Here is a 14,858-nt window from a genome sequence, read left to right on the forward strand (position 1 = left end):
GCGCGTCCGACAATGGCTCTATGCCTCTGAACAACCTCAACTGGCGCAAGAGCAGCCGCAGTGGTGAGAACGGCGGCAACTGCGTCGAATTGGCCGAGCTTCCGAGCAACCTGGTATGGCGCAAGTCGAGCCACAGCGGCTCTAACGGTGCTGAATGTGTCGAGCTGGCAGAGCTTCCGAGCAGCCTGGTGTGGCGCAAGAGCAGCCGCAGCACTTCCAACGGTGCTGAGTGCGTCGAATTGGCGGACGTGGCCGGTGTGGTGGCGGTGCGGGACAGCAAGGACCCGGACGGCCCCGTCCTCCTGCTGACCCGCGCGACCCTGCGGACGGCCGTCCAGTCCGCCGCCGAGACGCACTGACCGTCCAGCCAAAACCGCCCGGGCGGTACCCCATTCGTTGAGTCGCGGCGGTCGTCCTGCCCCCCGCCACGGCACGGACGATCCGCCGCACACCACCCGGACGGTGCCGTGCCTGGTGCGCCGGAATCGGCCCCGCCTCTACGGGACGATGGTGTCGGTGTACGCGGTGTCGACCTCGCGCGTGAACTCGTCCTCGGCGTCATCACCGTCGGTGATGGAAACTCGGGACGCGCGGCTCCGGGACCAGAAGGCGCGCAGATCGGGGCTCGTCATGAGGAAGCGCAGCGCGTTGCGGAGTTCGGGGAGCTCGATCGTGCGGGTCTCGTAGGCGACCTTCTGAAGGTTGAGGATCAGGTTGCAGTAGTGGTCGACTCGGGCCACACTGAGCGAAGCTCGCTGTCTTCGATGGCCATCTTGATGAGATCGGTGTGCAGCTCGCGCAGCGCGACTTCGCTGCTGCGCATCTGCTCCTCATGGGCGAGCATCAGCTGTTCACGTTGGTTCCGCAGTTCGCGGCCTTGCAGCAGGAGCGCGGCGGTGATGCCCAGGAACGCGGCGCCTGCGAAGAGGATGCCGACCGGGCTGATCGCCTGCCCGATGTCCGACCAGCGCGCCAGCTCGTCGTCGTCCAGCCGGAGCAGCAGGAGAAGCGGAACCAGGACGCAGAGGGCCACCACGAAGAGCCCCGTGGCGATCGCGAGGCCAATGGGAACCGCCCGTCTCAGTCTTCCCGTCATGGCAGCCGCTACGTCAGGCCGGGGGCGTGCCGGAACTTGTGTTCAGGGGGTTCAGCCGCTTGCCGCGGGTGCGCAGATCGGTGACGATCTCGGCCAGCGCACGCAGCGATTTCGCGTGCCGAGTGAGCCAGCCGCCGACCTGGTGGCCGACCGGTCCGGGCCCGTAGTCATGGATGAGGGCCGTATGGGAGTCGAACAGCAGGAAGTCGAAGTACTCCTCCACGGGTGACGGCGGCGCGAAGAACTCCATGCGCTCGCCGAGCCGGCCGCGCACCTCATAGTTGATCATCTCGTAGCGCAGATAGTCGGTGAGCGGGTGGGCGAGCAGCCGGACTCGGGTGAAGTCCAGGTTCCGCGCTCTCACCTCGTCGCGAAGCGGCTGGTCTCCCATCGCCTCCTTCTCCAGAAGGCTGCGGGCCAGCGAGACGTCACCGCGCCGGTACGCCTCCTGTGATCGGACGCCCTCGGCCTCCTGGTACGACTGCCAGCACTCCAGCTTGAGGAAGCGCTGCTCGGTGCGTCCCCAAGATTCGCCGAAGGCCTCCAGGAAGCCCGCCAGGGTGAGCCGCTCGCTGCCGTCCAGAGCCCACTCGGGCGGTCGATGCATCATTCGTCCGGGATATCTTTCTTCGCGGCGATGAGAGTGGCACGTGTGATTTGAACGATTCGTTCGTTCGGAGCGCACCGGGCATCTCCCAGTGGAGTCTGCCCAAGTTCTTCGGTGATGTCGACACCGATGACGGCGAATGTGCCATCACTGAGGGTGAGGATATCCGGGGAACCGGTCGTCGAGGTCGTGTCGCCACGTTCGGCGGGTGCCTTGCCGAGCCGACCGATCGCCTTCATAAGAGCCTCCCGAGCAGACGTCGCCAATGGCGATACCCCTGCCGGATAACCGAGAAACGCAGGAAATTCCTTGACGACTTGCTAGGCGATCGAGGCTCGCGATACAGACATGATCGTTGAATATCGGGTGAACTCGACGGGTGAAAAGTATCTTTCCTAAAGTCAGGCTCTGCGCTCCGCGCGGCTGTTCTTGCGGCCGTGATGCGGTCGGCGTCGGGGCTGCCGAGCTTGCCGGTGAAGGGGGCGGACTTCTCCAGCCAGTAGGCCGTGCGCAGGAACTGGGTCAGGACGAGTTCGCGCAGCTTCGATTCGGCCTTGATCTTGGCCCAGTAGTCGGGGTGCTTGTCCTTGGCGACGCGCAGGTAGAGCAGCAGGTAGCGGAGGTTGGTGGCCGCGATGTCCCGCGCGTTGCCGGCCCCGACGCCCTTGATGAACTCCTGCAACACGGTGACGGCGGGCAGGGCCGTCCTGGTGCCCGGCCTTCATCCGCTGGTAGAGGAACGGGAAGCCGTCCGGCCCGATTTCGTCGGCGAACGCTCCGAAGGTGTCGGCGGCCGGGCAGTCCGTGAGGGGCTGGACGCTGCGCGCCGGTCGCTCGTCGTCGGAGGAGAAGCGCTTGACCATCACCCTGCCGCGTGCCCCGTCCGGACGGTCAGAGAACCAGATCACCCTGCCGCCGGCCCCGGCGCTGTGGGTCTTCGCCAACCGCTCGCCCAAGCCCATCAGCGCGGGGAGGTCGGGCCCCGAGGCGCTGTAGTGGTAGACCTTCACCAGGCCGCCGCCGCGCATGCTCAGCGCAGGGACGATCGTCTCCGCGGCCGTCGACCGGCGGTCCTTGCCGAACGGGTTGACGTGGAAGAACGTGTGCCCGGCGTTGCAACCGGTGAAGGTCTTCCGCTTCCGCAGACGGGCGGCGGACTGGGTCGGGAGCGTTTCGTCCCCCGCCGTAGACGCTGAGGGTGATCCGGTCGGGCGGGCGGTTCGCCAGCAGATCGAGAATCCTCGGCAGGAACAGCCGCGGTTTCGCGGATCCGCACGACAGACTTGATGTCGATGTACGTGATTACGTACACTTCAGGGAAAGGGAGGTGCGATGCACCCGATGTCCGCGAGCGAGTTCCGCTCGAATCTGGCTGCGGCCCTGGACCGCGTCACCGAAGATCTCGATGAGATCATCGTGACCCGGCCCAACCGCGACCCAGCCGTTGTGATCAGTCTGCGCGAGTACGAGTCGCTGAAGGAGACGGCGTTCCTGCTCGGCATTCCCGCCAACGCGCGCCATCTCGCCGCCTCGATTCAGAGCCTGCGCGGCGGCCAGGCCCAACCGCACGAACTCAACGAAGACGGCGGCCGGGAAGCCGAGTGAAGATCCTCTTCACGCCGGAGGCTTGGGACGACTACCTCTGGTGGCAGCAGAACGACCGTGCGACCCTCAAACGGTTGAACCGGCTGATCGAGGACATCTGTCGCAACGGTTACGAAGGCACAGGCAAGCCCGAACCCCTCCGTCAGAACCTGGCGGGTTTCTGGTCACGCCGCCTCACCACCGAACACCGCATCGTCTACGTCATCGAAGCCGACACCGTCCAGATCGTCGCCTGCCGCACCCACTACGAATGACCGGACGAGGCTCGCGCAACCCATCTCGTGGCGCAGGTAGTCGGTGAGCGGGTAGGCGAGCAGCCGGACTCGAGTGAAGTCCAGGTTCCGCGCTCTGACCTCGTCGCGAAGCGGCTGGGCTCCCATCGCCTCCTTCTCCGGAAGGCTGCGGGCCAGCGAGACGTCACCGCGCCGGTACGCCTCCTGTGACCGGATGCCCTCAGCCTCCTGGTACGACTGCCGGCACTCCAGCTTGAGGAAGCGCTACTCGGTGCGTCGTCCTCCTGCTCACTCGGAGGGCGCCTTGCGCGGCCGTTCGGGCGGCCGTCTCTGTGAGGTGACTGAGGCGGCCGCCGTTGCCTTGGTCAGGTGGTGCAGTGTTTGTCGGTGTCGACGCGGACTTTGGCGCCGGTGAACTCCTCCAGGATGGCGATGTTCGCCGCGGAGTAGTTCGTCGCGGTGATCTTGTCGGCGTCGGGGCTGCCGAGCTTGCCGGTGAAGGGGGCGGACTTCTCCAGCCAGTAGGCCGTGCGCAGGAACTGGGTCAGGACGAGTTCGCGCAGCTTCGGCTCGGCCTTGATCTTGGCCCAGTAGTCGGGGTGCTTGTCCTTGGCGACGCGCAGGTAGAGCAGCAGGTAGCGGAGGTTGGTGGCCGCGATGTCCCGCGAGTTGCTGGCCCCGACGCCCTTGATGAACTCCTGCAACACGGTGACGGCGGGCAGGCCCGTCAGCCCGGCGTTCTGCTCGGCCAGCACGCCCTGCAGCTTGTACGAGCCCTGCTGGGAGTCGCGCAGGTAGATGCCGTCCATGCTGTCGCTGTACTTGTCCGTGATGAGCGGGAGGATCTCCCGGCGGGCGAAGCCGCCGTGCAGCGGGACGGCGGACGCCTGCTGCGAGGCGTTGATCCAGGCCGCGATGTGCACGTCCCACCGGGTCCGGGACGGGTCGAGGTCCCACATGTGGGTCTCTTCGTGGATCGCCACCATCATCGACTCGGCGAAGCCGTCGAAGCTCCGGGTGTTCACGAACTGTTCCCAGTACTGGTCGCCGGCCTGCGCGATGGCGAGTTTCTCCCCGCTGGGCCAGCGGCGCTTGTACATCTCCTGGAGGGTCGGCATCCAGTTCGAGGCACTGAAGCGCGCTTTGAGGTCGCTGATGTCGGCGGTCGGGGTCGAGGGTTCTCCGTAGCAGAAAGGTGCGGCGGCCGGGCTGTCCGGCGCTGGGGAGGCGGCGGCCAGATGGCCGGGGGCCAGGGACAGGGTGACCGTGGCGGCCAACAGGGTCAGACGGCGGGTGCGTTTCACGGGGGACCTCGCTTCGGCGGGAGCCGTCGGCCGCGACCCGCTCCGATAGGGCGCGACCTATGTCTGATGTGGGATCGTATTTTGTATCGGCTCCCGCCGCCTCCCGCCGACCGTTGTGAACATCTGTCGAATAGGGTCGGAAACCGCAGCTCAGGCCCCGTATCCCCGGACGCGGCGCCGTAGAAAATTCAATTTCCCGAAAAGATCGTCTTCGCATCGCGTCGGCGTGGGGTGAAAATTCGCGGCGGAGAAAGCGTCCCGTAGAAGCGGCCGTATCCCGGAGCGGTTCCGCGGGGCGTTCGGCCAGGTCGGACGAGGGCGCGCCTCAGACGAAGGGCGGCGGGGGGCGCCGATCCTTTCAGCGCCCCCGCCGCGTCCAGTCGCTCGCTAGCTCTCCTGGCCGTTGAACAGTTCCTTGCATTCCTTCTCGGTGGTCACCTTGTAGTCGGCCTCGTTGATCATGGCGTCGAAGTTGCGGTGGAACGCCTCGTAGGTGCGCGGCTCGTCCATGATCCGGAGGACGTTCTCGTCGTTGTCGCGCAGCGACGGAGTGTTGAGGTTGGCGCTGCCGGTGAACACGACCTGGTGCGGTTCACCGGTGTAGGTGGCGTTGATGAGAATGTTCTTCGCGTGGATGTACGGCTTGCCTTCCTTGAAGCCGTAGAGGGTGATCGTCCCGTGGCCGGGCTTGGTGAGGTTCTCGCAGGCCTGGTCGTAGATGTGGTGGGCGACGATGCGGATGGTGCAGCCGTCGTCGGCGAGCCTGCGCAGTTCCTCGGTGGGGGAGCCGCGGCTGATGGACCACATCCCGACCTGGACCATTCCGGGGCAGGCGGTTTCCTTCAGGGTGCTGGTGACGGTGTCGCCCTCACCGCGCGGGTAGAAATAGCTCTTGGTGTTGCCGGTGATCTGCGGCGGGTTGTTCTCGTAGTACTTGGCGTCCTGGACGGCGAGTCCGAGGTCGTTGAAGTAGGCGCCGTACTGTTCGTACAGGCCCTCGTTGCCGACGTGGGTGTAGGTGCTGTTGAACAGGTTCCGTCCCGAACCTACGTTGAGGTTCGCCGACGTCGTCGACACGACCCATTTGCTGCCGCTGGTCTCCGAGAAAAGGAAGAACTTGTTGTGCATGGCCCCGGTGCCGATGCAGGCGGTACTGGAGCCTCGCGCCGGGCAGCGGACCACGAAGGAATTGTTGCCCTGGCCCTCGACCGCGTTCTTGAGCCGCTTGACCTCGGGCTCGTCCTCGTAGGCGTTGTAGTCGGTGATGAGGACGACCGTCACGTCACGTTCTTTGTTGGCCTTGATGAGGGCGTCGGTGACGCGGGGCTCGTCGAAGTGGTAGGTGGCCCCGGCGATCCGCTCGCCGTCCGGGGTGCCGTTGATGAGGTCGACGAGATGGTCCACCAGGTTGTCGTCGGGCTGGCCGAGCCGGTTGAAGTACGCCCCGGAGGCCAGGGCGGACGCGGCCTTCGGCGCCGTCTCCTCGTCGGCCCCGGCGGTCGCCGCGGGCAGGGCGGCGACGGCCAGGACGATCAGGGCTGCGACACCGAGTGTCGAGAGTTTGAAACGTCTGAGCGCATGCATGGGCAGGGTCCCCTTCTGCCGACGTGGGAGCGATGCGCGGGGTGTTCGACGGGACGCTACAACACGGTTCCGGATCGCCGGCCGGATGTGTCTTGAACCGGCAAGTCCGGTTGACGGCCGTTGACAAGATCAGGTACTCGCGCGGGAAAGCGGAACAGAACCAGATTCGGTATGGTGGCGGAATGGTGGACATTTTCGATGATCTCGCCGCGGAGTATCGCCAGCTGGACGCCATTCTGGAGGCGCTGAACCCGGCGCAGTGGGCCATGCCGTCCGGCGCCGAGGGCTGGAGCGTCTCCGACGTCGTCCTGCACCTCGCGCAGACCGAGGAGGTGATCGTCGACCCGTCCATCGGGGAGGGGACGGCCTTCCTGTCGGCGGACGGGGGGAACACCGTTGACGGCGTCGCCGACGCGATGGTCGCCGCCGAGCGAGGGGCGCCGCCCGCCGGGCTGCTGGCGCGCTGGCGCAAGGCCGCGTTCGCGACCCCCGAGATCCTGCGCGGCCACCCTCCGGGCACGCGTCTGTCCTGGGTGCGGACGTCGCTGTCGCCGCGCACGCTGGCGACCACCAGGCTCGCCGAGCACTGGGCCCACGCGCAGGACGTCACCGTCCCGCTGGGCATCCCGTACCCCGACACCGCCCGGATCCGTCACGTCGCGTGGCTGGCGCACCGGACGCTGCCGTACGCCCTCGCCCTCGACGGCCTCCCGGACGTCCCCGTCTTCTGCGACCTCACCGCTCCGGACGGCACGCGCTGGACGTTCGGCGACCCTGCCGCCCCCACGAAAATCACCGGCCGGGCCGCGGAGTTCTGCCGCGTCGGCGCCCGCAGGCTCAGGCCGGAGGAGACCGGTCTCGCCGCCGAAGGCCCGCACGCCGCGGACGCGCTCCGCCTCGTCCGCAACTACGCCGCCTGACCCCCGAAACAGGCCGTTTCTCAGTATTGTGCACGGCATGTCAGGGAAGAAGATCAGCCCTATTTTCGTCCTTTTCTTCAGCGTCGGCCTCCTGCTCGTGGGGCTCGCGCTCATCTTCAGCCTGGCCGCGGGCGCGAAGGCGGACGAAGCCGATGCCGACAAGGGCGAGATCCAGCTGCAGCTGGCGACGATGCTCAACTTCACCCTCGCCGGTCTGTCGCTGATTCTCGTCGGGCTCGGCTGGCAGTTCGCGGCCGGTGCGAAAACTGACCCGCCGCCTATCCCGGGGCAAGCTCCGGGATACGCGTACGGGCAGCAGGCCCAGCAGCAGTACCAGCCCCAGCAGCAGCAAGCCCCGCAGCAGCAGGCCGGGCCCCCGCCCGGCCAGCAGCAGTGGGGCCAGCAGCCCCCCGGACCGCCCTCCGGACAGTCGTGACCAGCATCCGCCGCCCCTCGCTCCGAGGGGCGGCGGTCTCGTTCAGGACGTTCAGGACGTTCAGGACGTGAGCGTCGCGCGGAGGCGGCGGGCGCCCTTCACGGTGGCGTCGAACGACGCCTCGGCGATGGCCTTGGTCATGAAGTGGCACAGCCACGTGACCATGAACGTCCCGACGATCAGCACCGGCGCCCAGGCCCAGGTCAGCTGGACGACGATCCGCTCGATCGTGGCGTGCGGGTCGACGACCGGCTCCCAGCTGTTGAGCCGGGCCCAGCGGCCGAGGAAGACGCCGACGGCGCAGACGGCGTGCGCGGCGATCGTGACGCGGCCCTGCCAGGCGCCGAAGCCGAGGCGTGCCAGGTGCCGGAGCGCGGCGCCCAGGGCCAGGTAGTAGGCCAGGAACCCGGAGCCGATGAGCAGCGCGTAGACGGGCAGGATCACGGTCACGACGGGCCCGCCGCGGTCGGCCATCATGATGTCGCCGCGGAGATGGACCAGGTCCGTCACGACGTACGGCGCGTTCGGCAAGAAGAGCACGAAAAGGACTAGTCCCGCCCACCAGAACGGCGAGCGGGAGAGCTGCCGGCCGCGGAAGAGCACCCAGGCCAGTGCCACCGGGATCCAGGCCAGAAGGGTGTTCCAGCCCATCCACCAGGCGTCACGCCGCAGAACGTCTACCAGATTCGGTGCCACCTGCTCCAAAACCCCCATGATTGACATCATGCACGAGTCTCGGCCTCCGGTGTTGTGAAGAAGTTGTGAAGAAGGCCGTCCACGTTGGCGAAGTCGGAGGTCGCCTCACGCAGGCGCTGAGGCCAATCAGTGTCGGTACGGAGTGCGCCAACTGCGGTTTCGATAGCCGACGGGGTCCCACCCCAGAGTGCGATGTTGCGGGTGTTCAGGTCACGCTGGTCGCGTTCCCACCAGGTGGCGACGTGACTGAGCTGGTCGGCGAGAGTGTCACCCGGAATGGTTCTCCTGTAGAGAGACGCCCATTCTCCGCTACGCGGATGCCTGCCCGCGCCAGGCACCGCATGGTGCGCTTGCTGGAGTTCCTCTAGGACGAGGCACCACCGATATGGGACGGCGAAGTATTCCGTCTCGTCGTTCGCGCAGTGGCGTTCGTGAAAGATGACCGTGAGGTGGTCGGCGAGCTGTGCGGGCGCGCGACGGGTCGCGACGGCGGCGTCGACCGCGTGGGATATGGCGCAGTCGCGGAGGCGCGGAGGCAGGTCGTCCAGCACCGGGACGTTCAGTCGCGGCGGGCCCCAGCCGGACAGATGGGCGGCCGCCGCCAGCTCCGCCCACAGGACCAGCTCGGGACGGTCGGCCACCACGCGCTGGGCTGTGCGCATGTCGCGGAGGGTGCAGGGGGTGTCGCGGCAGTCCGTCCCGCAGGTGCTGCTCCGCGGGCTCACAAGCGCGCGCGGGGACGCCACCAGTGCAGGGGCCTTTTCCAGGTGCGAACCGTCCGGCATGCGGATCAGGTGCGGGTAGTCCATGCCGTCGGTGAACACGGCGCCCTCGCCGGGCGTGAGCGTCACCAGGAACTGCGACTGCGCGTCCGTGATGTTCATGGTGGCGCCGACCGCGTCCCGGTCGTCCTTCGCGGGCAGCCGGTGGACGATCTTGACGGCGGTGTTCTTGATCACGTCCGGGACGAGCTTGGACGGGATCTGTTCCGCCACGATCAGCCCCTCCCCGTACGCGCGGATCTCCGCGAGCAGGCTCGCGAACGTCTCGACGGCATGGGCCGCCGGCCCCGCCTGCTCGCTCCGCCGCAGCAGCCGGTGCGCCTCCTCGAACACGCTCAGGTGGCGAAGCCCCGGCGCGGCGCCCGCCCGCTGCCGCATCCGCAGATGCTCGACCAGCCTGACCAGCACCGTTCCCATGAGGAACGCCTTGTCGCGGTCGTCGCCGACGTCCTCGATCTCCAGGACGACGTTGCGCGCGAGCAGCTCGTCGAAGTCGATCGGATGGCCGCCCTCGAAGAACCGCCCCGTCGTGCCGAGCCGGAGGCTGGACAGCCGGACCCGGATGAACCCGCGCACATTGTCGGTGATCTCCTGCCCGTAGCCGATCTCGCCGACGACCTGCTCGGCGGCGTCCTGGAGATCGGCGAGCGCCGGGTAGCGCGGCGACGTCCCCAGGATGGACGGCTCGCCGAGCGCGAGGTCCCAGCCGAGCCGCTCGTAGCAGCGGGTCAGCGCCGCGGCCAGGACCTGCGGGAATGGCTCGTCGGCGTCGAACGCAGCGAGGAACAGCGCCCGGACGAGATCGGCGTGGGTCTGCAGCGGGAACGGCCGCCCGTCCGGGCCCCGCGCCGGTTCGAGCGGGTTGATCCCGGCGGCGATCGCCTCCGTGTCGCCCGGCCGGATCGTGATCACTTCCGCGTCCGGGAGCCGCGCGGCCATCAGCCGGTACTCCGCCTTCGCGGGCTCGACCACCAGCCACGGCAGCCCGACCCGCGACGCCTCAGCCAGCAGCGACCGGACGGTCTGCGACTTGCCCGCGCCGGTCGCGCCGCACACGAACGTATGCCGGTTGAGGCTGGACAGCGGCACCGAAAGCGGCCCGACGTCGCGGCGGTTGCGGTCGAGGACCCGTCCGAGCCCCACGCCCGCGCCGCTCGACTCGGGCGTCACGTCGAACTCGGGCCGCATCACGAACCGGACCCCCGCGACCTCCCGGACGGGCGGCCGCGCCACCGCCGCCACCAGCTGCGTGCTCGCCTCGAACGGGCCCTGCGCGCCCGGGACCAGCGCATACGGCAACCGGCCGAGATCGGCCGACGCGCACACCAGCGCCGCGACCCGCGCGGCCGCCCGCGGCGTCTCCGCCCCCGCCATCAGATGCACCCGCCACAGCCCCGACGTCGCCGCCTGCCGCAGCTCGCGATGCCGCCGCTCCAGCCGGACGGCCGCGACCGACTCCTCTGGCGACAGCTCCGCCATCGACTGGGCGCGCTGCTGCCGGACGGCCAGCTCGTCGGCGAGCCGCTCGGCCTCGTCCAGGGTCACGGGTTCGGCGACCAGCATCCAGGCGAACGGCTGCGTCCATACGGAGAGGAGACCGTCCTCCAGGGACGGCCTTGCGGGTTCGTCTGGCGTGTCGTCGTCGGCGAGCAGGCCGTCCGCGATGGCGCCGATGCTCACCCAGTGGGGCATCGAGTCTTCGGCGATACCGTCCGGGAGCATCACGCCGCGTCCGCCGGCCGGGAGGCTGAGCGTCGCCGACCGTCCGTCATGGTCGGCGAGGAGTCCGTCGCCGCCGACGAACACCTCAGTTGGACCGAACGGCTGCGCGCGCCGCCAGCCGACCAGCACCGGCTCCTCGCCCGCGTGATACGCCGACACGAGCGCGGCGAGCCGCTGGTCCCGCCACTCGTCGCGGCCGTCCGCCGCCTCGCCCGGACGGGGCACCTCCAGCAGGCGGCAGACCGGCAGGCCGCGCACGGCGTCCCACATGTCAGCCGTCCCAGCGCATCAGGTTCTGGAACAGCTCCGCCTGCTCTATCGCGTCGTCCAGCGCGTTATGGGTGTGCGGAAGGCGCGACAGCAGCGCGGCGGGCATCTGCCGCTTCGTCGATTCAGCGACCATCGCCTTGGCCTTCGCCGCGTAAAGGGTCTTGATGTCGAGATGGCGCGAATGGCCGAACGGCGACCGCGACGTGAACCGCATCCAATACCAGTACAGCCACATCCAGTCGTAGGCCAGCGGATACGCCACCAGAACCGGCAGAGCGCTGCCCGCGACCTCCTTCACCCATGCCGCCGCGTCGCCCATCGCCTTCGCCGGGTCGAGACCCTCGCGGGCGAGCTGCTCGCGATCCAGCCCGCTCACCGCCAGCGCCTCCGGGACGAAATCGTCGCCGATCGGCTTCAGCTCGGCGTAGAAAGTGCGTTCGGCCGGGTCGGACGGCGTGAACTCCGCGCCGTCGAACGTCCCGCAGGCCGCCATCCCGAAACTGAGCATCGAGTAAGGCCCGGGAATCGGCCCGTCCGCTTCGACGTCCACCGAAAAATACGTCTCGACCCGCGTCATTTCTCGCCGCGCCTCTCGTCCTCGGGCCCGATCACCATCCAGTCATCCTCGCGCAGACCCGCGCCCGCATGATGGCGATCGGCAATGGACAGCGACACCCCGCGGCCGGTCGCGCCCTCCCAGCGCCGCACCCAGCCGCGCAGCGCCGGAGCGCCTTGCTGCAGGTCACATGTGCTGCCGGTGATCTGGAATTCGTAGCCGTCCGGCTCCTCGGCGGCGTCCAGCGCGTACATGCCGTCGAAGAAAGCGGTGATCGGCTTCGGCCGCTCCTGGGAGAACCCCGCGTCCCGGTACTTCGCGACGGCGTCGTCCGCCCGTCGCAGGCGTTCATCGTCCGACGCTCCACGGTGACGCTGGATGACCTTGGCCCGCAATTGGCTCTCGGTCTGCGGAAACCATTTCCTCGGATCATGCGAGCAGAACCGCGCACTCGGCCCCTGAAGCCGGACTTCGACATCACCGAACCCGTCGTACACCAGCGCGGCGCGCAGTTCGACGACGCACTCGTCCCACTGCTCGGGACGCATTCCGAGCGGAGCGCGACGCGTCCGCATGTCCCACACCTGTTCCGGAGAAACCCCAGCGAACGCGAATTCACGCTCGCAGAACGCATACCCAGAATGGTCTGTCACCGTCGGGAACAACGGCCGATCCATCGCCTCCACAGGCTTCTGCGAGGACGGCTCGGGCGCGGCCGGACGGTCGACGTCGCCTGCGGTCCCGTCCAGATCCAGGGTCATGGGCTGTCAGGCTATTGAGCAAGACGGCCCTTGGGAAGGTCGAAGCAGGACGGACGGCCTGACAAGTCCCCTGTCAATCTGCTTGGGTGGTTTGCGCATCCGAGACAGGACGGGAGTTCAGCGTCGTGAGGGGTGGACCCGTCGATCACGGAGGGCTTCGGACGCGCGTCGAGCGGCTCTTCAGCCCCGAGCCACGCCTCGGCTGGGTGTTCCGGGACCGCTGGTGGTTCCTGCGCCCCTTCCCCGAGGTCCCGCCCCGGCAGCGGCCGCTGCCTGAGTACCTGGCCCGCCGTGTCGCAGAGACCGAGCGGCTCGCGCAGCGCCACCGGAGCCGAACCCTCCCCCTGAGCCTCGGCGTCGCCGGGATCCTCGTGCTGGCCGCCGGCATTGGGGCCGTCGCCTTCACGATCCCGAACACCGTCCCCCTTGGGACGCTCGTCCTCGCCGCGATGGCCGCGTCGCCGGGCCTGGTGCTGACGTCATGGACCGCCCGGCAGCGGCAGGACGCCCGCGCGGCCCACGAGCTGGCCCAGCGTCAGCACGCGACCGGCTACCAGGACCAGGCCCGCCAGTGGCAGGCACGCAAGCAGGCGCACGAGTCAGCCGAACGCGCGCGGCTGGACGGCCTCCCCGAATGGGGCGCGGCCAGGCGTCCCGCCCACCGCCTGGACGTGTTCGGCGGGACGCTCTGGGCGTGGGAAGCGCTGCTCACCACGTACGGGACGTCCACACTCGCCGTCCAGCCGCTGCTGGTGCTCGACCTGTCCCGGGAGGTCGTCAGCCGGGAACTGGTCGAGCTGTCGCAGGAGGCCCGGACGGGGGTGGACGTGCAGCTCCTGCCGAGCCGCCAGTCGTCGTCCAGCCTCCTGACCGACATGTCGCCGCAGGACCTCGTGGACGCGATCGTCGAGTCCATGCACGGCGGCACGCCCGACGCCGCCCGCGCCGAACGCAGCATGGACGACCGGATCCTGACCAAGGTCTGCGCCGCCCTCGGCGACGACGTCACCCTCGGCCGGATCGCGGCCGCGCTCCGCGCGCTGATGGGCGAACCCGACGACGGGGACGCCCTGACGCGCGACGAGCGGCGGCGCATCGCGAGCGAGCTGTTCACCGTGGAGTACCGCCGCCAGGCGCACGCGAACCTGTCGCGGATCGAGTCCTACGTCCACCCGCTGGAGAACCTCGGCACCGAGCCGGCGAAGACGGGCGCGGGATACCTGACCTGCATCGCGCTGGACAGCCAGGCCCGCAACGTCCGGTCCGAGCTGCTCACCGACCTGATCGTGCAATGGGTCACCCACCGCATCACCGCGTCGCAGGACTCGACGCCCGCCCTCATCGTCGCCGGCGCGGACGAACTGGCCCGCCGCCACCTGGAACGCCTCTCGGACGCGTGCGAAAGGCGCGGCGTCCCGCTGACCCTGCTGTTCCGGCGGCTGCGCGAGACGTCCGCGGAGATGATCGGCGGCGGGGCCGTCGCGTTCATGCGGCTCGGCAACCACGAGGACGCGACCCGCGCCGCCGACTTCATCGGACGCGACCACCGCTTCGTCCTGTCGCAGATCACCAAGAACATCGGCGGGAACGAGTCGCACACGTCCACCGGCACCGAGGGCGAGGCCGACTCCGAGACGCTGAGCACGAGCCGCACGACGGGCACGTCCCGGACCTGGGGGACGAGCCGCTCGTCAGGCACCAGCCACTCGGGCGGCGAACTGTTTCCCGACCGCTCCGCGTCCTACCAGCGCGGCAGCAACCGGGGCGGCTCCACCAGCAGCAGCGACACCGAGGGGACCGCCACGTCGACGTCCCGGAACTGGTCGGCCGCCTACGCCTACGCGCAGGGCACCAACTGGAGCGACGCCGACACGACGCAACGCGTGTACGAGTACGCCGTCGAGCCCGTCACCCTCCAGCACCTACCCGACCACGCGTTGCTGCTGGTCGAGTCGACGCCCGGCGCGGGACGTACCCTCACGGCCGTCGAGTGCGACCCGTCCATCATCACGCTCGACCGCGTCACCACCGGCCCCCTCCCGGAGGTGCCACCCGTCCAGCAGCAGCCCGCCCTCCCCGCCCCGGACACGACCGACCAGCCCGCCCCATGGACCGTCCCGGCAGCATCGCAGTGGGCCGCCCAGCCCGCACCGCCCCCGCCACGCACACCACTCTCGACCGACCCGGGCCCGCCGCCCGGCTACCAAACAGGCCCCCGCACACCCGAAACACCACCCCACGGTCGCGGCGGCCCGCCGCCCCTCTTCGGCGGCAAGAGCTGACCGC

At 68.9% G+C, this 14,858-nt stretch carries 17 protein-coding genes and 1 pseudogene; 7 read left to right on the forward strand and 11 right to left on the reverse strand.

Annotated elements, in window-relative coordinates:
• Positions 1–20 precede the first annotated feature (20 nt).
• Positions 21–359: a DUF397 domain-containing protein gene (locus ACH35V_RS24475; protein WP_395975298.1), complete on the forward strand. Its 339-nt coding sequence runs from the start codon at positions 21–23 to the stop codon at positions 357–359.
• A 138-nt stretch (positions 360–497) separates the two neighbouring features.
• Here ACH35V_RS24475 and ACH35V_RS24480 read toward each other — a convergent pair.
• From ACH35V_RS24480 to ACH35V_RS24495, 4 genes and pseudogenes are all read right to left on the reverse strand, one after another.
• Positions 498–1,096: pseudogene (locus ACH35V_RS24480) on the reverse strand (DUF6082 family protein).
• 13 nt (positions 1,097–1,109) lie between these two features.
• Complete coding sequence (locus tag ACH35V_RS24485) at positions 1,110–1,706, reverse strand: DUF6879 family protein (RefSeq protein WP_395975299.1); 597 nt, start codon at positions 1,704–1,706, stop codon at positions 1,110–1,112.
• The gene (locus ACH35V_RS24490) at positions 1,703–1,942 is read right to left on the reverse strand and encodes a hypothetical protein (RefSeq protein WP_395975300.1); all 240 of its coding nucleotides are present in this window, start codon (positions 1,940–1,942) and stop codon (positions 1,703–1,705) included. Before ACH35V_RS24490 ends, ACH35V_RS24485 begins: the two co-directional genes overlap by 4 nt.
• Positions 1,939–2,385 (reverse strand): hypothetical protein, encoded by a 447-nt coding sequence (locus tag ACH35V_RS24495; RefSeq protein WP_395975301.1) that lies wholly within the window; start codon positions 2,383–2,385, stop codon positions 1,939–1,941. The genes ACH35V_RS24490 and ACH35V_RS24495 overlap by 4 nt, the downstream gene beginning before the upstream one ends.
• A gap of 173 nt (positions 2,386–2,558) precedes the next feature.
• On the opposite strand from ACH35V_RS24495, the gene ACH35V_RS24500 reads away from it, so the two are divergent.
• The 3 genes from ACH35V_RS24500 to ACH35V_RS24510 all read left to right on the forward strand — a co-directional run bounded on the left by ACH35V_RS24500 (position 2,559) and on the right by ACH35V_RS24510 (position 3,562).
• Positions 2,559–2,699 (forward strand): hypothetical protein, encoded by a 141-nt coding sequence (locus ACH35V_RS24500; RefSeq protein WP_395975302.1) that lies wholly within the window; start codon positions 2,559–2,561, stop codon positions 2,697–2,699.
• A gap of 336 nt (positions 2,700–3,035) precedes the next feature.
• On the forward strand, positions 3,036–3,308 hold the full coding sequence (locus ACH35V_RS24505) for a type II toxin-antitoxin system Phd/YefM family antitoxin (RefSeq protein WP_395975303.1): 273 nt from the start codon (positions 3,036–3,038) through the stop codon (positions 3,306–3,308).
• On the forward strand, positions 3,305–3,562 hold the full coding sequence (locus ACH35V_RS24510; RefSeq protein ID WP_395975304.1) for a Txe/YoeB family addiction module toxin: 258 nt from the start codon (positions 3,305–3,307) through the stop codon (positions 3,560–3,562). Before ACH35V_RS24505 ends, ACH35V_RS24510 begins: the two co-directional genes overlap by 4 nt.
• Here ACH35V_RS24510 and ACH35V_RS24515 read toward each other — a convergent pair.
• The 3 genes from ACH35V_RS24515 to ACH35V_RS24525 all read right to left on the reverse strand — a co-directional run bounded on the left by ACH35V_RS24515 (position 3,473) and on the right by ACH35V_RS24525 (position 6,429).
• Positions 3,473–3,793 carry a DUF6879 family protein gene (locus ACH35V_RS24515; RefSeq protein WP_395975726.1) on the reverse strand — a complete coding sequence of 107 codons (321 nt, stop codon included), beginning with the start codon at positions 3,791–3,793 and terminating at the stop codon, positions 3,473–3,475. The genes ACH35V_RS24510 and ACH35V_RS24515 overlap by 90 nt on opposite strands.
• A gap of 113 nt (positions 3,794–3,906) precedes the next feature.
• Positions 3,907–4,845 carry a hypothetical protein gene (locus ACH35V_RS24520; RefSeq protein ID WP_395975305.1) on the reverse strand — a complete coding sequence of 313 codons (939 nt, stop codon included), beginning with the start codon at positions 4,843–4,845 and terminating at the stop codon, positions 3,907–3,909.
• A gap of 387 nt (positions 4,846–5,232) precedes the next feature.
• Entirely contained in the window at positions 5,233–6,429 is a 1,197-nt protein-coding gene (locus ACH35V_RS24525) for a phosphatidylserine/phosphatidylglycerophosphate/cardiolipin synthase family protein (RefSeq protein ID WP_395975306.1), read from the reverse strand.
• A 182-nt stretch (positions 6,430–6,611) separates the two neighbouring features.
• On the opposite strand from ACH35V_RS24525, the gene ACH35V_RS24530 reads away from it, so the two are divergent.
• Together ACH35V_RS24530 and ACH35V_RS24535 are read left to right on the forward strand one after the other, a co-directional pair.
• Positions 6,612–7,349, forward strand: a complete 738-nt coding sequence (locus ACH35V_RS24530) for a maleylpyruvate isomerase family mycothiol-dependent enzyme (RefSeq protein ID WP_395975307.1) — start codon at positions 6,612–6,614, stop codon at positions 7,347–7,349.
• Between the two features lie 37 nt (positions 7,350–7,386).
• A complete protein-coding gene (locus ACH35V_RS24535; RefSeq protein ID WP_395975308.1) occupies positions 7,387–7,785 on the forward strand; it encodes a hypothetical protein in 399 nt (132 codons plus the stop codon).
• A 60-nt stretch (positions 7,786–7,845) separates the two neighbouring features.
• Here ACH35V_RS24535 and ACH35V_RS24540 read toward each other — a convergent pair whose 3' ends face one another.
• From ACH35V_RS24540 to ACH35V_RS24555, 4 genes are read right to left on the reverse strand one after another with little or no spacing between them, the layout of a single operon-like run.
• Positions 7,846–8,499 (reverse strand): DUF1361 domain-containing protein, encoded by a 654-nt coding sequence (locus tag ACH35V_RS24540; RefSeq protein WP_395975309.1) that lies wholly within the window; start codon positions 8,497–8,499, stop codon positions 7,846–7,848.
• An 8-nt stretch (positions 8,500–8,507) separates the two neighbouring features.
• Positions 8,508–11,255, reverse strand: a complete 2,748-nt coding sequence (locus tag ACH35V_RS24545; RefSeq protein WP_395975310.1) for an ATP-binding protein — start codon at positions 11,253–11,255, stop codon at positions 8,508–8,510.
• Between the two features lies 1 nt (position 11,256).
• Positions 11,257–11,832, reverse strand: a complete 576-nt coding sequence (locus ACH35V_RS24550; RefSeq protein WP_395975311.1) for a 3'-5' exoribonuclease domain-containing protein — start codon at positions 11,830–11,832, stop codon at positions 11,257–11,259.
• Positions 11,829–12,572, reverse strand: coding sequence for a hypothetical protein (locus tag ACH35V_RS24555; protein ID WP_395975312.1), 744 nt, complete (start codon positions 12,570–12,572; stop codon positions 11,829–11,831). The genes ACH35V_RS24550 and ACH35V_RS24555 overlap by 4 nt, the downstream gene beginning before the upstream one ends.
• Before the next feature lie 125 nt (positions 12,573–12,697).
• Between ACH35V_RS24555 and ACH35V_RS24560 the strand changes: the two genes are divergently transcribed.
• Positions 12,698–14,854 carry a hypothetical protein gene (locus tag ACH35V_RS24560; protein WP_395975313.1) on the forward strand — a complete coding sequence of 719 codons (2,157 nt, stop codon included), beginning with the start codon at positions 12,698–12,700 and terminating at the stop codon, positions 14,852–14,854.
• The last annotated feature ends 4 nt before the right edge of the window (positions 14,855–14,858 follow it).

Origin of the sequence: Actinomadura sp. 1N219 (assembly GCF_044326405.1) — a bacterium.
Taxonomy (GTDB): Bacteria; Actinomycetota; Actinomycetes; order Streptosporangiales; family Streptosporangiaceae; genus Spirillospora.

Bases quoted from the DNA above. Each gene is read 5' to 3' on its own strand.
- ACH35V_RS24475 (WP_395975298.1), top strand. From the start codon at position 21: ATGCCTCTGAACAACCTCAACTGGCGCAAGAGCAGCCGCAGTGGTGAG.
- ACH35V_RS24485 (WP_395975299.1), bottom strand. From the start codon at position 1,706: ATGATGCATCGACCGCCCGAGTGGGCTCTGGACGGCAGCGAGCGGCTC.
- ACH35V_RS24490 (WP_395975300.1), bottom strand. From the start codon at position 1,942: ATGAAGGCGATCGGTCGGCTCGGCAAGGCACCCGCCGAACGTGGCGAC.
- ACH35V_RS24505 (WP_395975303.1), top strand. From the start codon at position 3,036: ATGCACCCGATGTCCGCGAGCGAGTTCCGCTCGAATCTGGCTGCGGCC.
- ACH35V_RS24525 (WP_395975306.1), bottom strand. From the start codon at position 6,429: ATGCATGCGCTCAGACGTTTCAAACTCTCGACACTCGGTGTCGCAGCC.
- ACH35V_RS24530 (WP_395975307.1), top strand. From the start codon at position 6,612: ATGGTGGACATTTTCGATGATCTCGCCGCGGAGTATCGCCAGCTGGAC.
- ACH35V_RS24535 (WP_395975308.1), top strand. From the start codon at position 7,387: ATGTCAGGGAAGAAGATCAGCCCTATTTTCGTCCTTTTCTTCAGCGTC.
- ACH35V_RS24540 (WP_395975309.1), bottom strand. From the start codon at position 8,499: ATGGGGGTTTTGGAGCAGGTGGCACCGAATCTGGTAGACGTTCTGCGG.
- ACH35V_RS24545 (WP_395975310.1), bottom strand. From the start codon at position 11,255: ATGTGGGACGCCGTGCGCGGCCTGCCGGTCTGCCGCCTGCTGGAGGTG.
- ACH35V_RS24550 (WP_395975311.1), bottom strand. From the start codon at position 11,832: ATGACGCGGGTCGAGACGTATTTTTCGGTGGACGTCGAAGCGGACGGG.
- ACH35V_RS24555 (WP_395975312.1), bottom strand. From the start codon at position 12,572: ATGACCCTGGATCTGGACGGGACCGCAGGCGACGTCGACCGTCCGGCC.